This is a genomic window from Curtobacterium guangdongense (genome assembly GCF_049341845.1).
Lineage (GTDB): Bacteria > Actinomycetota > Actinomycetes > Actinomycetales > Microbacteriaceae > Curtobacterium > Curtobacterium guangdongense.
This window is the reverse complement of sequence record NZ_JBMPIT010000003.1, coordinates 130,084-143,144: the sequence shown is the minus strand read 5'-3', so window position 1 is coordinate 143,144 and position 13,061 is coordinate 130,084. Positions and strand designations below refer to the sequence as shown.

11 protein-coding genes are annotated in these 13,061 nt (G+C 67.1%); 10 read left to right on the top strand and 1 reads right to left on the bottom strand.

The window, feature by feature from the left end:
- The first annotated feature begins 2 nt into the window (after positions 1–2).
- The 10 genes from ACO0E1_RS05360 (at position 3) to ACO0E1_RS05315 (ending at position 11,911) form a co-directional block, all read left to right on the top strand.
- The gene (locus ACO0E1_RS05360; RefSeq protein WP_422873459.1) at positions 3–1,463 is read left to right on the top strand and encodes a sugar transferase; all 1,461 of its coding nucleotides are present in this window, start codon (positions 3–5) and stop codon (positions 1,461–1,463) included.
- A complete protein-coding gene (locus ACO0E1_RS05355; RefSeq protein ID WP_422873244.1) occupies positions 1,463–2,572 on the top strand; it encodes a glycosyltransferase in 1,110 nt (369 codons plus the stop codon). The genes ACO0E1_RS05360 and ACO0E1_RS05355 overlap by 1 nt, the downstream gene beginning before the upstream one ends.
- Positions 2,569–3,534: a glycosyltransferase family 4 protein gene (locus tag ACO0E1_RS05350; protein WP_422873243.1), complete on the top strand. Its 966-nt coding sequence runs from the start codon at positions 2,569–2,571 to the stop codon at positions 3,532–3,534. Before ACO0E1_RS05355 ends, ACO0E1_RS05350 begins: the two co-directional genes overlap by 4 nt.
- Positions 3,426–4,796, top strand: a complete 1,371-nt coding sequence (locus tag ACO0E1_RS05345) for an oligosaccharide repeat unit polymerase (protein WP_422873242.1) — start codon at positions 3,426–3,428, stop codon at positions 4,794–4,796. Before ACO0E1_RS05350 ends, ACO0E1_RS05345 begins: the two co-directional genes overlap by 109 nt.
- Positions 4,796–6,004, top strand: a complete 1,209-nt coding sequence (locus ACO0E1_RS05340; RefSeq protein ID WP_422873241.1) for a hypothetical protein — start codon at positions 4,796–4,798, stop codon at positions 6,002–6,004. Before ACO0E1_RS05345 ends, ACO0E1_RS05340 begins: the two co-directional genes overlap by 1 nt.
- On the top strand, positions 6,004–6,927 hold the full coding sequence (locus ACO0E1_RS05335) for a glycosyltransferase (protein ID WP_422873240.1): 924 nt from the start codon (positions 6,004–6,006) through the stop codon (positions 6,925–6,927). The genes ACO0E1_RS05340 and ACO0E1_RS05335 overlap by 1 nt, the downstream gene beginning before the upstream one ends.
- A gap of 296 nt (positions 6,928–7,223) precedes the next feature.
- Positions 7,224–8,165, top strand: coding sequence for a hypothetical protein (locus tag ACO0E1_RS05330; protein WP_422873239.1), 942 nt, complete (start codon positions 7,224–7,226; stop codon positions 8,163–8,165).
- Positions 8,166–8,174: 9 nt separating this feature from the next.
- On the top strand, positions 8,175–9,989 hold the full coding sequence (locus ACO0E1_RS05325) for a DUF4012 domain-containing protein (RefSeq protein ID WP_422873238.1): 1,815 nt from the start codon (positions 8,175–8,177) through the stop codon (positions 9,987–9,989).
- A 79-nt stretch (positions 9,990–10,068) separates the two neighbouring features.
- Positions 10,069–10,614: a sortase gene (locus ACO0E1_RS05320; protein WP_422873237.1), complete on the top strand. Its 546-nt coding sequence runs from the start codon at positions 10,069–10,071 to the stop codon at positions 10,612–10,614.
- 103 nt (positions 10,615–10,717) lie between these two features.
- The gene (locus ACO0E1_RS05315) at positions 10,718–11,911 is read left to right on the top strand and encodes an acyltransferase family protein (protein WP_422873236.1); all 1,194 of its coding nucleotides are present in this window, start codon (positions 10,718–10,720) and stop codon (positions 11,909–11,911) included.
- Positions 11,912–12,145: 234 nt separating this feature from the next.
- Here ACO0E1_RS05315 and ACO0E1_RS05310 read toward each other — a convergent pair whose 3' ends face one another.
- Positions 12,146–13,012 (bottom strand): VanZ family protein, encoded by an 867-nt coding sequence (locus ACO0E1_RS05310; RefSeq protein ID WP_422873235.1) that lies wholly within the window; start codon positions 13,010–13,012, stop codon positions 12,146–12,148.
- Positions 13,013–13,061 lie beyond the last annotated feature (49 nt).

Here is a 13,061-nt window from a genome sequence, read left to right as displayed (position 1 = left end):
CGATGACCAGCCGGCAGACGACGGCGGCGGTGCCGTGGGCGAAGCGCTACGCGCGGCGGGTGCTCGTCACCGACGTCCTCGTGCTGATCTGGGTCGCGTTCGGCGTGCAGATCGCCTGGTTCGGGCTCGACAGCGCCAAGGTCGCGGTCAGCGGCAGTACTGCTGACCTCGCGGTCGGGTACACGGTGGTGTCCGTGTGCGTCATCGCGGCCTGGCTTGTCGTTCTGGCCCTCTACGACACCCGCGACCACCGGTACATCGGCACCGGCTCGGCCGAGTACCGCCGCATCGTCGACGCGTCGATCCGGCTCTTCGCCTTCGTCGCGATCGTCGCCTACGTGTTCAAGATCGACCTCGCCCGCGGCTACATCTTCATCGCCTTCCCGCTCGGGACCCTCGTCCTCATGCTCAGCCGGTGGATGTGGCGGCAGTGGCTCAACGCCCAGCGGCAGGGCGGCGCCTACTCCGCGCAGGTGCTGCTCGTCGGGTCGACGGAGAGCGTCGAGCACATCGCCCGCGAGCTCGCCCGGCACCCGGAGGAGGGGTACCGGGTGGTGGCCGCATGCGTGCCGTCCGGTTCGGTCGGTGGACGACTCCCGGGGACGGAGATCCCGATCGTCGGTCGCATCCCAGACGCACTCTCGGCGCTGGGGCCGTCCGGGGCCGACACCGTCGTCGTGACCGGTTCCGAAGAACTCGGAGCCCAGGCAGTCCGCGAGCTCAGCTGGGGGCTCGAGGGCGGGCGACAGCACCTGATCGTCGCGCCGAGCCTGACCGAGATCAACGGTCCTCGCATCCACACGCGCCCGGTCGCCGGCCTGCCGCTCATCCACGTCGAGATGCCGCGGTACGAGGGTTCGACGCTCTTCCTGAAGCGTGCGTTCGACATCGCCGGATCCGGGCTGCTGATCGCCGTGCTCTCGCCGGTGCTGATCGTGCTCGCCCTCGCCGTGAAGTGCACCAGTGCCGGCCCGGTCCTGTACCGCCAAGAACGCGTGGGGCTCAACGGCGACCCGTTCAACATGCTCAAGTTCCGCTCGATGCGGGTGAACGCCGACGACGAGCTCGCCGCGCTGCTGGCCCAGCAGGGATCGTCTGACAAGCCGCTGTTCAAGGTCTCGAACGACCCGCGGGTGACCTCGATCGGGCACTTCCTCCGGAAACACTCACTCGACGAGTTCCCGCAGCTCTTCAACGTGCTGCTCGGGTCGATGAGCCTGGTGGGTCCTCGGCCCCAGCGCTCCGGCGAGGTTGCGCTGTACGACAACGCCGCACACCGTCGTCTGCTCCTCAAGCCCGGGATGAGTGGGCTCTGGCAGGTCAGCGGTCGTTCCGCGTTGTCGTGGGAGGACGCCATCCGGCTCGACCTGTACTACGTCGAGAACTGGTCGATCACGGGGGACGTCACGATCCTCTGGAAGACCGTTCGTGCGGTGCTCGCGCCGGGGAACGAGGCGCACTGATGGTCGGGCTGATCGCACACGAGTGGATCGCACCACACGGCGGTTCCGAGAACGTCGCCGAGGCCATGGCCCGTGCGTTCCCGGACGCCGACGTGCTCGCGCTCTGGAACGACGCCCCCGGCCGGTTCGACGGGCATCCGGTCCGCGAGACCTGGCTCGCACGGTCCCCGCTGCGGCGGAGCAAGGCCGCGGCGTTGCCGTTCATGTCCGCCGCGTGGCGCCGGGCGGACGTCGAGGACTACGACTTCGTCCTGGCGAGCTCACACGTCTTCGCGCATCACGTCGGCGGTCGGCGCGCGCGACGGAAGTTCGCGTACGTGCACACCCCTGCCCGGACGATCTGGGCGCCGGAGCAGGACACCCGCGGTGCGAACCCGCTGGTGCGTTCGCTCGCACCGGCGTTCCGCAGAGCCGATCGTCGCCAGGTGTCCTCGGAGATCACCTACGCCGCGAACAGCCGGTACATCCAGCAGCGCATCGCGGACGTGTGGGAACAGGACTCCACCGTCATCTACCCGCCCGTCGATGTGCGCACGATCCGTGCCGGCGGCTCGGGATTCGACGCCGTTGACCAGCAGGTCCTCGACGGCCTTCCGAGCGACTTCGTTCTGGGTGCCTCTCGCTTCGTGCCCTACAAGCGCCTCGACCTGGTGCTCCGGGCCGGTGCTACGGCGGGCCTTCCGGTCGTCCTCGCCGGTAGCGGTCCGATGCGCGCCGAGCTGGAGGACACCGCACGTGGCCTTCGCGTGCCGGTGCACTTCGTGCACCGGCCGTCGGATGCCGTACTCCACGAGCTCTACCGCCGCGCGAGCGTGTTCGTCTTCCCTGCCGTCGAGGACTTCGGCATCATGCCCGTCGAGGCCATGGCCGCGGGCACCCCGGTCGTCGTCTACCGCGAGGGCGGGGCGAGCGAGAGTGTCGAGATGGTCGGCGGGGGAGTCGTCGTCGACCGATTGGCTGAGGGACACCTGGCGCGGGCAATCCGCGACGCCGTCGGATTCGACATGAGCGCTGTCCCTGAACGGGTCGAGAAGGGATTCGGAGAGCGCGAGTTCCGCTCGCGGCTCCTCGACTGGATGCAGCTCACGCGTGAGGAGCGCACCCGATGACCCTCTACGTCGACACCAGCCGTGACGGCATGCACGGCATCGGCCGCTACTCGCGAGAGGTCGTGTCACGGCTCGACCTCGAGTGGACGGACCTCGGTCACCGTCTGCGCAAGCCGCTGCCGGTCGACGCGCTGAACCCCAAGCGCATGTCGCTCTCGAAGAACGACGTCGTGTACGCGCCGGGCTTCAACGCGGGCATCACCCGTGCGACACAGCTGCTGACGATTCACGACCTGATCCACCTGCAGGTTCCGTCCGAGGGATCGGCGCTCAAGACGCTCTACTACGAGCGGATCATCAAGCCGGCCGTCAAGAAGGCCGGGCTCGTCTTCACGGTCTCCGAGACCTCCAAGTCCCACATCGCCGAGTGGCTCGACGACGATTCCGTCGAGATCGTGAACACCGGGAACGGAGTTTCAGAGGTATTCACTCCAGAGGGCCCGAAATGGCTCGGCATGTCCGACTACTTCGTCTACGTCGGCAACATGCGCGAGCACAAGAACGTTGACGTCGTCCTCGACGCACTTGACGCCGTAGACGACTTCGGCCTGGTGATCGTGACGTCGGACGTCGTTGCCGCGACCCGAGCCGTGACGGCCCGCGGATTGGGTGGGCGCGTGCAGATACGAAGTGGCGTCGACGACGACGAACTCGCAGCGACCTACCGGGGAGCGCTTGCTGCTCTGATGCCCTCCACGAACGAGGGCTTCGGTCTACCCGCTGCCGAGGCCGTGGCCTGTGGCCGGCCGGTCGCTTATTGGAGAGGCTGTGAGAGCGTCGCAGAGATCGTCGGTGCGAACGGCCTCGCGGTGGGCGACGCTCACCGCGTCGACGAGTGGGCTGCTGCATTGCGATGCTTGGCGACGACGAGCGCTTCAGCGGTTCATCCGAACGCGCGAATCGATCGCCACTGGGCCGGAGTCGCCCGGATCGTGGAGCACCGAATCGCGGGCATCCGATGATCCGGCCCTACCGATGGTTTCAGCCGTGGGTGTTCCTCCTGCTGCCAGTCCTGGCGAGTCTCCTCGCGTGGGCCGTGCCCGGAGAGGGGACCTACCTACGGGGCTTCGCCGTGCGAAGCGACTTCTCGCCATCAGCGGCTTTCGCGCTCGGTGCCTGGTACCTCGCGTGTGTCCTGGTGTTGGCGTTCGGCTCTGCGGTCGGACGCTCGATCCGGCAGTCGCCCGTCTTGCTGGCCGCCGAGCAGAACGCGGCGTTCGAGCAGTACTTTTACCGAACCCTCACTGCCTTTGCCTTGGTGGGTGTCGGCGGGGCCTACTACCTGATCTCCCGGGAGCTTTCGATTCTCGCGGCGATCCAATCCGACCAGGCCAACCTGCTCTCCCAAGCGCTACTGGACGGGTCGTCCGTCGGAACCCTTCGTTACGCGGTCACCGTCGCAGCCCCGGTCGGACTGATACTCGCAATCGAGCGGAAGGCCAGTTGGCTGTCTGCAGGTCTCAACGTCATCCTGCTCTTGTCTGTCGTCCTCCTCAGTTCCCGCCTCTCGCTGATCATGGCGACCGCCGTGTTTGTGTTCCTGTACTTCCAGCGCAGGCCGAACGGGCGTCTCAGGGTGGGGATCGCGGTCAGCGCAGGAACCGTGCTGTTTCTCCTGCTGGCGGTCTTCAACTACACGCGGAACGCGAACTATTACCGTTCATTCGGTGTCGACAATCCGATTGCGATGAACGTGTACCAGATACTCAGCTACGTCGGCGCTCCGTCGCAGGTGTCGGTCGGAGTGGCGGACGCGATCGTTGGCGGCCGATTCCCCGTCAATGTCTCGGCGTTGCAAGCGCTGCAGGCGGTCGTCCCGACGTTCCTGCAGGCGACTAAGGGAGACAAGTCGGCGGCCGTCGACCTTGGGCTGTACGCCTACCAGGTCGACATCGCACCGAACCTCAACGCAAATTCGTCCTTTGCGGACGTCTACGCTCAGTGGGGCTGGTGGGGGCTCTTTTACACGTTGATCGTGCTCGGGGTAGCAGCAGCCATCTACTCGCACTTTCGGCGATACCAATCCGTTGTGGCCGTCCTTGCAGCGGTGATGGGATACGGATTTCTCGAATATTGGCGCGGATACCTGTTCAACACCGGCAACGTCGTCTTCCTCGTGCTGATCATCCTGCTTTCGGCATGGACTGCGCGATTGCTCGTCAGCCTGCGTCGATCCGACCTACCGTCGCCCAATGGGCGGCAATTCTCGCTTGGAGATCATTGATGGAACGCTCGGTCAGTCGATCGAACATCGTCTACTGCACTGTCGTGGCGCAGAACTACCTCCCTCAAGCCTTGGCGCTGTACGACAGCATCCGGAACGTCGAGCCCGACAAAGAACTCGTGATCCTCGTCGTCGACGGCGATCGCCGTGATCTCGAAGCCGACCGGCCAGGCCTCCGCGTCGTCACGACCGAGATCCTCGGTCTTTCCAAGCGAGATGTTCTTGAGCTGGCCGCCATCTACGACGTGGTGGAGTTCTCGACTTCAGTGAAGCCGCTGTTCTTCAAGGCGCTCCTCGAAGATGCCGAGACTGTTGTCTACCTCGACCCGGACATGATGGTCGTTACTCCACTCGTCGAGCTCGAGAGCCTCGTCGCAAAGCACGGGATCGTCCTGACCCCGCACTTCCTCCAGCCGATCCCGCGGACGGCGGAGCACATCACCGAAGGACACGACCTGACGGTCGGGATCTTCAACCTCGGGTTCTGCGCCGTCGGACGAAAGGCGATCCCGTTCCTCGACTGGTGGTGGTCGCACCTTGAACGCGAGTGCTTGATCTACCCGTTGCTCGGCGTGTTCGTCGATCAGAAGTGGGTTGACGTCGGGGCGAACTTCTTCGGAGCCCACTCGCTGCGCCACGCGGGCTACAACATCGGCCCCTGGAACCTCCATGAGCGTCGCTTCGAGGCGACCGACGACGGATACCGCCTCGCCGCCTCCGGGGACGAGCTGCGCCTCATGCACTTCAGCGGATTCGATCCAGCCGACCCAGAAGCGATCAGCGTTCGACTCTCGGTCGACTTGCGTGAAGTCGGTGACGAGTTCCCAAGCCTTCGGGAAGTCAGCCACGACTACGCGGCGAAGGTCAACGCCGCGCAGCGCATGCTCGGCCCGTCCCCCGAATACGGATTCGCCCGTGACGGTGAGGGCGCTGCCCTGACGAAGCGAACGCGTCGCGCCTACCGCAAAGCACTCTTGGAGGCCCCGGAGGGACGCAGGCCGCCGTCGCCGTTCATCGGCCATGAAGTCGCTCGGTTCCGGGCCTGGAAACGTCGGGCGCTCGCATCGCGCCTGAGCATCACGCTCGGCGACGCGTCAATCGCCGCGAAGTACTCGTTCCCTGACGAGTTCGCCGTTGTGAAGAAGCGGCTGCCTGGGTTCGGTGCCCTGCGATCGCGTCTGCTGAACGCGGGCCGGATTCGACGTTGATGCGCGAGGAGGTCGTTGCGGTTGTGCCGCTTCACAATCCCGACGCTGGAGTACACGAGCGTCTTGAACGCATTGGTCGTCAGGTCGCCTTCCTCGTGGTGGTGGATGACGGGTCGGACGAGCCGTTCGTAGCGGCCGATTCGCAGACCGACATGTCCGTCATCCGCCAGCCGAACGCAGGCATCGCGCGCGCTCTCAACGTCGGTATCCGGCGTGCTCTCGCGGCGCGGCCGAGCAGCGGCTACGTCCTGACCGTTGATCAGGACTCTTTGCTCGACGAATCGTTCGTTGCTCAGTCCCTCCGTGCGTTCACGGCTGCGCAGCGTGACGGCGTCGATGTCGCGGCTACCGCCACCGAGCGACACAACGAGAAACCGGCCGCTTTCATCGGCAACGTTCGGGGGCATCGCATCGCCCTGCATGTAGCGCAGTCGGGAATGGTGTTCTCTCGCCAGGGTCTCGAGCAAGTCGGGCTCTTCGACGAGTCGCTTGTCATCGATGTCGTCGAGACGGACTGGTGTCTGCGGGCGCGTCGGCTCGGGAAACACGTCGTCCTGGCTCGGGGCACTTCGATGGGGCATCCGGTCGGGGACGTGATCCCGATCAGGGTCGGTGGGCGAGCGATCACGATCGCCGGGCGCAAGCGGACGCTCTCGCACCACTCTGCATTGCGTCGGTACTACATCACCCGCAACCGCGTCCTGGTGTACCCACGCTACCGGTCTGTGGCCGCCGCCTGGCTCCTGCGAGACACCGTGGCAGAAGCGAGGACCCTCGTGTTGAGTCTGCTCCTCGGCCGGGATCCGGCTGCGCAGCTGTTCGCAACGATTGCGGGCCTGGTGGACGGAGTGGTCGGGAGACGAGGCAAGGCCGCCGACTGGCTGGTTCGGGCATTCGACGGCGCGAATGGGAAGCGCTCATGAGGGCTCGGCACCTCAGTGCTGTTTCCATCTACGCGGCCTCGGTCTTGGTCTCGGCTCTCGTCACGCTCGTGAGCATCCCGGTCGTGATCGGCGCCGCCGGGCCCGCCGCTTGGGGCGGCCTCGCCGCCGGTCAGTCGATTGGGACTGGCGCCTCGGTGCTCATCGGATTCGGCTGGGGCACGACCGGGCCGACGGACGTCGCCCGTGCCGCCGTGCCGGATCGTCCGAAGTTGTACCTCGAGTCCTACCGAGCGCGCTTACTGCTCGCGCTCCCGATCACGATCGTCGCGGCGTTCGTGACGTTCATCGTCGTTCCCTCTGCGCCGTGGGAATCAGCGCTGAACTGTGTCGCATACGCCGGTACGGGGCTGCTTGCCGGGTGGTTCTTCACCGGTTCTGCCCAACCGAATCGGTTCATCGGCCTGGACACCGCACCGCGGGTCGTCGGGGGCGCAGCGGGCGTGTTCGCCGTGGCGGTCGGCGCACCCCTGTACTCCTACCCCGCTCTCCAGCTCCTCGGCATCGCAGTCGGGGTCGCGGCATCAACGGCCACCATCGCAGGGGCAAGGGCGATCTTTGCAGGGCTTCATGCGCGACGGTCGATCGTGGTCCTCCGCGGGCAGTCGGACGGCCTGGTTCTCGCTGTGGTCTCGGCAGCAAATGCCGCGCTCCCGGCCATCCTCGTATCGAGTCTCGTCCCTACGGCGCTTCCCGCGTACGCGCTCGCCGACAAGCTCCTGCGCTTCGGGACGACCGCGGCGTCGCCGTTCGTGCAGTTCCTGCAGGGATGGGTACCCGGCAACGGGCCGAACGACGTGCGCCCGCGAGTCCGTCGGGCTGCACTCGTCGGCCTCGGGCTGGTCGTCGTCGGTTCTGTCGCGTTCGTCCTCATTGCTCCCGTGGCAGCGGACCTCCTCAGCCATGGCCAGATCAGGCTTCCGGGAAGCCTCGTCGCGGCGTTCGCGGTTGTGCTGGTCCTCTTGGTGGCCGCGCAGGTGGTCGGATTGGTGTGCCTGTTGGCGCTGGGGGAGGGACGGCGGCTCGCGCGCTACACGTTTGTCGGAGGCCTGATCTCGGTGCCACTCGTGATCGTCGGGGCTCTGTCGTTCGGGGCCGTCGGCGCCGCAGTGGCTGTCGCGGTCGGCGAGCTCGTCGCGTTCATCCCGCAGTGCGTCTTGCTCGTCCGGAAATCGCGTGGCCCTGTGTCTGTAGTCACCACGCCGACGTCGCCCTCCTAAGCTGACTCCATGTCGGACCTGCCCGAGTCCCGACGCGCCACCCGGCCTCGGAGGTCCCGACCTCGCTACGTGCTGTGGAGCGTCCTCGCCCTGATCCTCTTGCTGCTGCTCGCTGTGGCGTGGGTCGGTGTGCGCGGGGTCATGGCGAGGAACGCCCTCGAGACGTCCGTCGCGGAGGTCGACTCGTTGAAGACCGAGCTGAGCAGTGGTGACGCTGCTGGCGCCGAGCGGACAGCAACGGAACTCGAGCAGAGCGCTGCGCGCGCGCGGTCCCTCACGGGCGATCCGGTGTGGCGTGCAGCGGAGGTCGTGCCGTTCGTCGGGACGAACCTCAGCGCCGTACGCCAGGTCTCGGTGATCGTCGACAAGGTCGCGAAGGACGCAGTCCGGCCGGTCGCAGGCGTCGTCGGAGATGTCGACGTCGACGCATTCAAGCCGACGAACGGCAAAGTCGACCTCGCACCCCTCGTGAAGGCGCAGCCCGCGGTGGCGAAGGCGACCACGACGCTGGCCGCGGCGACGCGCGACGCCGACCGCATCGACACGAGCGGCACCCTGTCGGCGGTGACCGACGCGGTCAACCAGCTCCGAGCCTCTCTTTCGAGCGTTTCGACGCAGGCCGACACTGCGAACCGCGCGGTCGCGCTGGCGCCGAGCATGCTCGGCGACGGCGGAGCCAAGCACTACCTGGTGCTGTTCCAGAACAACGCGGAGCTGCGCGCCGGCGGTGGGATCCCCGGCGCCGTCGCCGAGCTGACGGTCGACGACGGCGCGATCTCGCTCGGGCGACAGGCGTCGACGTCGGACTTCGCGATCGCTGACCAGCCGGTGCTGCCGCTCGCGACGGACACACAGGGGCTGTACGGCGGGATCACGGGGGAGTACATCCAGGACGTCACCCTGACGCCACGCTTCGAGACGTCGGCGCGACTCGCGCGCGAGATGTGGAAGCAGAAGTACGGGGAAGCGGTGGACGGTGTCCTCGCGATCGACCCGGTGACGCTCGGCTACATCCTCAAGGCGACGGGGCCGGTGCAGCTCGCGACGGGTGACACCCTGACGTCGGACAACGCGGTGCAGCTGCTGCTGAGCGACGCGTACGCGAAGTACCCGGATCCGAAGATCCAGGACGCGTTCTTCGCGTCGGCGGCGAGTGCCGTGTTCTCGAAGGTGTCCGGGGGCGGTTTCGACCCGAAGGCGTTCATCACTGCGCTGGGGACCGGTGTGGACGAGGGACGGGTGCGCCTCTGGAGTGCGAACGCCGATGAGCAGGAGCAACTCGCAGGCACGGCGGTGTCGGGAGACCTGCCGACGAGCGACAAGGAGACGCAGCGTTTCGGGGTGTACCTCAACGACGCGACCGGCGCGAAGATGGACTACTACCTCGACAAGACGGTGGGACTGGGCAGCCAGGTGTGCCGGAAGGACGGACGTCCGACGTGGGTCGTCGAGGTCACGTTGAAGAACACCGCGCCTGCCGATGCGGCGACGAGCCTGCCCGAGTACGTGACCGGGGGCGGAGAGTACGGCGTCACACCCGGCGCGATCCGGACAAACGTCGCCGTGTACGCCCCCACTTCGGGTGTCTACGTCCAGGCCTCGCAGGACGGAAAGGTCGCGTCCCCACAGACCGCGACGGACGGCAAGTACCCGGTCGCACAGTTCCAAACCATGCTCTCACCTGGGGAAAGTACCACCCTGAAAGTAGCCTTCCTCGGGCCGGTCGATGCGGCGCGCACCCCTGTCGACGTCACGAGCACACCAGGAATTAACGTGAACGATACGAAACACGTGGCAATTGGCTGTGAAGACCCGGTAGGTTGAGACAACTTCGCCAATAGCGACTGCAATCACCACGCAGGCTGCGACCGTTCTGCGAAGCCACAGTCACCAGGGGAGCTCCATGAAGAAGATCATCGCTGCGATCGTGCTTGCCTCGGCAGCCCTGATCGCCACGCCGGCCGCCGCCAATGCTGCGGGTTACGTCCCGGCCTCGAACGTCTCGGTCTCCGGTTCCGCCGTCGCCGGTGGCACCGCGACCGTCGGCTTCGCAGCTGGCTCCTTCATCGCCGACGAGACCGTCACGGTCTCCGTCACGGGTGCTGGCGCTGCCACGCTCGGTGCGCTGCCGACCACGACAGTCTCGAAGACCTACGTGGCCTCTTCGACCGGTGCGGCGAACGTCCGCGTGACGCTCCCGGCCGGCGCTTCGGGCACCTACTCGCTCACCGCCACCGGCGCCACCTCCGGCAACGTCGCGACCACGGCGCTCACGGTCGTCCCGGCCGACGGCGCTGCTGCGACCGCTGCCTCGGGCAACGGCACGCTCGCCTTCACCGGTGGCACCATCTCCGCGCTCGCCCTCTGGGTCGCCGGTGGCGCTGTCGTCCTCGGTGGTGGCCTCCTCGCGGTGCGTACCTCGGTGCGTCGCCAGCGCACGGCTGCCTGATCTCTGCTCGACACCACAAGGCCCTCGGAGCGTCCGCTCCGGGGGTCTTGTGGTGTCATCACGATCGCATGTGGCCTGCCCTGCCCAACCGAAACGAGCGGCGATGACCAACACCACTTCGCCACCAGACGGCGTGCTGTCCGACGTGAGCATGCCCTCGACCACGGGACGTATCACTTCGTTGCTCGGGCTGCGAGGCATCGCCGCACTGGTCGTCGTGATCCATCACTGCATGCTCCGCTTCCCGATCTACACGTCCACCTACTCGGAGCCCGCAGCCGTCCCTTCGGGCCATCCGCTTGCATGGCTGATGGTGCACACGCCGCTCCACCTCGTGTGGGCCGGAGGAGAGGCCGTGTTTGTATTCTTCGTGTTGAGCGGCCTCGTGCTGACGCTCCCCGTCCTCCGGTCGGCGAGGTTCCGCTGGATCGCCTACTACCCAGCACGGCTCATTCGGCTCTACCTGCCCGTGTGGGTCGCGATCGCGTGGGCATTGAGCTTGTTCCTGTTGACCCGGTCGATCGATCCTGCCGCGGGCGCGGCATGGACCAGCGAACGTGGCACGACCATCGACGTCAGACAGCTCATCGAGCGGTCGATCTTCCTCCACGACTCGAACTTCTACAACGGACCGCTGTGGTCGATCGTGTGGGAGGTGCTCTTCTCCCTGCTGCTTCCGCTGTACATCCTGGTGATCGTCCGGTTCCGGATCGGTTGGGGCTGGAAGCTCGCCGCATCCCTCGCCGCAACGACCGTCGGCGCCTACCTGCGCAGTTCCCACCCACCGATCGGGAACCTGCTCCTCTTCATGTCGATGTTCGCAGTCGGGGTCCTCATGGCGGCTCATCTCGACGACCTCCGGACTCTGGCCGAACAGATCGCCCGCAGCAGGCGACCGAACCTGGTCTGGACCCTCGTCCTCGCGGTCAGTCTTCTCGGTCTCTGCGCTTACTGGTTCGCGCTCCTCACGACTGGCAACAAGCACCTCCTCGACATGACCGACACGGTGCAACTCGTCGGTGCGGCCGGACTGGTCTTCGTCGTGACCTTCGATCGACGATTGCGTCACGCCTTGGAGGCCAGAGTGGTCCTGCTGCTCGGGACCGTGTCGTTCAGCCTCTACCTCGTGCACGACCCGATCATCGCGATGATCGACTACCTCGGTGGTAGTCGGGCGATCGATTTCCTCGTCGGCATCCCGGTGTCGCTCGCCATCGCGACGGCGTTCTTCTGGGTGGTCGAGCGTCCGAGCCACAAGCTGGCACGGTGGGTGGCGCGCATCGTCCCCTCGCGCTGAGCCGCTCTGCGCGCGCGGGCGGGTGGTTGATGCCCGCTGGCGTCATGGCACCGGCCGGGCACGCGACAAAGTCGATGTCGTACGACAGCGGTTCTGTCGTTCGAACGCGCCTGCAACAGTTGCACGCGCGTGCCAGCGACAGACTCGCTGTCGTACGACAACGAGTCCGTCGTTCGAAGTCGGCCGGCACCACCACGCCCAGCGCGGCCGGCACCACCACCCAGTGCTGCACCCTCAGCGAGCGCGGCGCCGCCCAACCCACCCGAACACCACGACCCCCACCAGCGCGCCGATCACCGCCCCACTCGTGTTCGACAGCACGTCGTCCAACGACGCGAACCGCGCCGGCAGGAACACCGCCTGCCCGGTCTCGATGCACGCGCTGACGACGAGCCCGGCCACAGCGCCGACCCACCACCGTCGCGCGCCGACGAGCAACACCACGAGCAGCCCGAGCGGCACGAAGAAGACGACGTTCGCGCTGAACTCGAGCGCCCCGTACCCGAACCACCCCGGCACCCCGACCCGGTGCGCAGCGTCGAGCACCCGGATGATGAGCGGATGCGCCCCGGCGTCCACCGGGGAGCCGGCGAACCCCACGAACAGCACCCCGACGCCGTAGACGCCGATCACCCACGCCGCGATCCGACGGCTGCGCGGCGTCGCCGGCACGAGCGGCGCCCGCACCGCGGCGAGCACGAGCCACCCGAGCGCCAGCCCGACGACAAGCACGACCACGACCGACACCCACGTCGCACCTGGTGCCGGGGACCGGAGCGCCAGGAGTCCACCGAACACCGCCGATCCGAGTGCAGCCCAGCCCGTCGCCCGCCGGGCATCGGTGGGTACCGCGGAGGCGACGAGCGCGGGCAACGGGATGGTCACCGCCGTCACGGCCATCGCCGTGACGAAGCCGTCCTCGACGGACAGGAGGCCGTGTCCGGCTCCCCGGAGCACGACCACCACCGCGCGGAACGCCTCCACCGCCGCGATCGCGACCCACGGCAGCGACGCCAGGGCGATCAGCACCGCGGTACCGACGGCCAGCACCGCACGGGCGAACGAGGTCCGCGCCGACGCCGTGCGGAATGCCGAGGTCATGTCGGCCGACGTTACCGTGCCGGACCGTTCCCGCTGTGTGACACCAGTT

What these genes read in the sequence shown, in the direction of transcription:
- ACO0E1_RS05315 (WP_422873236.1), top strand. Translation starts at nt 10,718, where the DNA reads ATGACCAACACCACTTCGCCACCAGACGGCGTGCTGTCCGACGTGAGC.
- ACO0E1_RS05335 (WP_422873240.1), top strand. Translation starts at nt 6,004, where the DNA reads ATGCGCGAGGAGGTCGTTGCGGTTGTGCCGCTTCACAATCCCGACGCT.
- ACO0E1_RS05320 (WP_422873237.1), top strand. Translation starts at nt 10,069, where the DNA reads ATGAAGAAGATCATCGCTGCGATCGTGCTTGCCTCGGCAGCCCTGATC.
- ACO0E1_RS05345 (WP_422873242.1), top strand. Translation starts at nt 3,426, where the DNA reads ATGCTTGGCGACGACGAGCGCTTCAGCGGTTCATCCGAACGCGCGAAT.
- ACO0E1_RS05340 (WP_422873241.1), top strand. Translation starts at nt 4,796, where the DNA reads ATGGAACGCTCGGTCAGTCGATCGAACATCGTCTACTGCACTGTCGTG.
- ACO0E1_RS05325 (WP_422873238.1), top strand. Translation starts at nt 8,175, where the DNA reads ATGTCGGACCTGCCCGAGTCCCGACGCGCCACCCGGCCTCGGAGGTCC.
- ACO0E1_RS05360 (WP_422873459.1), top strand. Translation starts at nt 3, where the DNA reads ATGACCAGCCGGCAGACGACGGCGGCGGTGCCGTGGGCGAAGCGCTAC.
- ACO0E1_RS05350 (WP_422873243.1), top strand. Translation starts at nt 2,569, where the DNA reads ATGACCCTCTACGTCGACACCAGCCGTGACGGCATGCACGGCATCGGC.
- ACO0E1_RS05355 (WP_422873244.1), top strand. Translation starts at nt 1,463, where the DNA reads ATGGTCGGGCTGATCGCACACGAGTGGATCGCACCACACGGCGGTTCC.
- ACO0E1_RS05310 (WP_422873235.1), bottom strand. Translation starts at nt 13,012, where the DNA reads ATGACCTCGGCATTCCGCACGGCGTCGGCGCGGACCTCGTTCGCCCGT.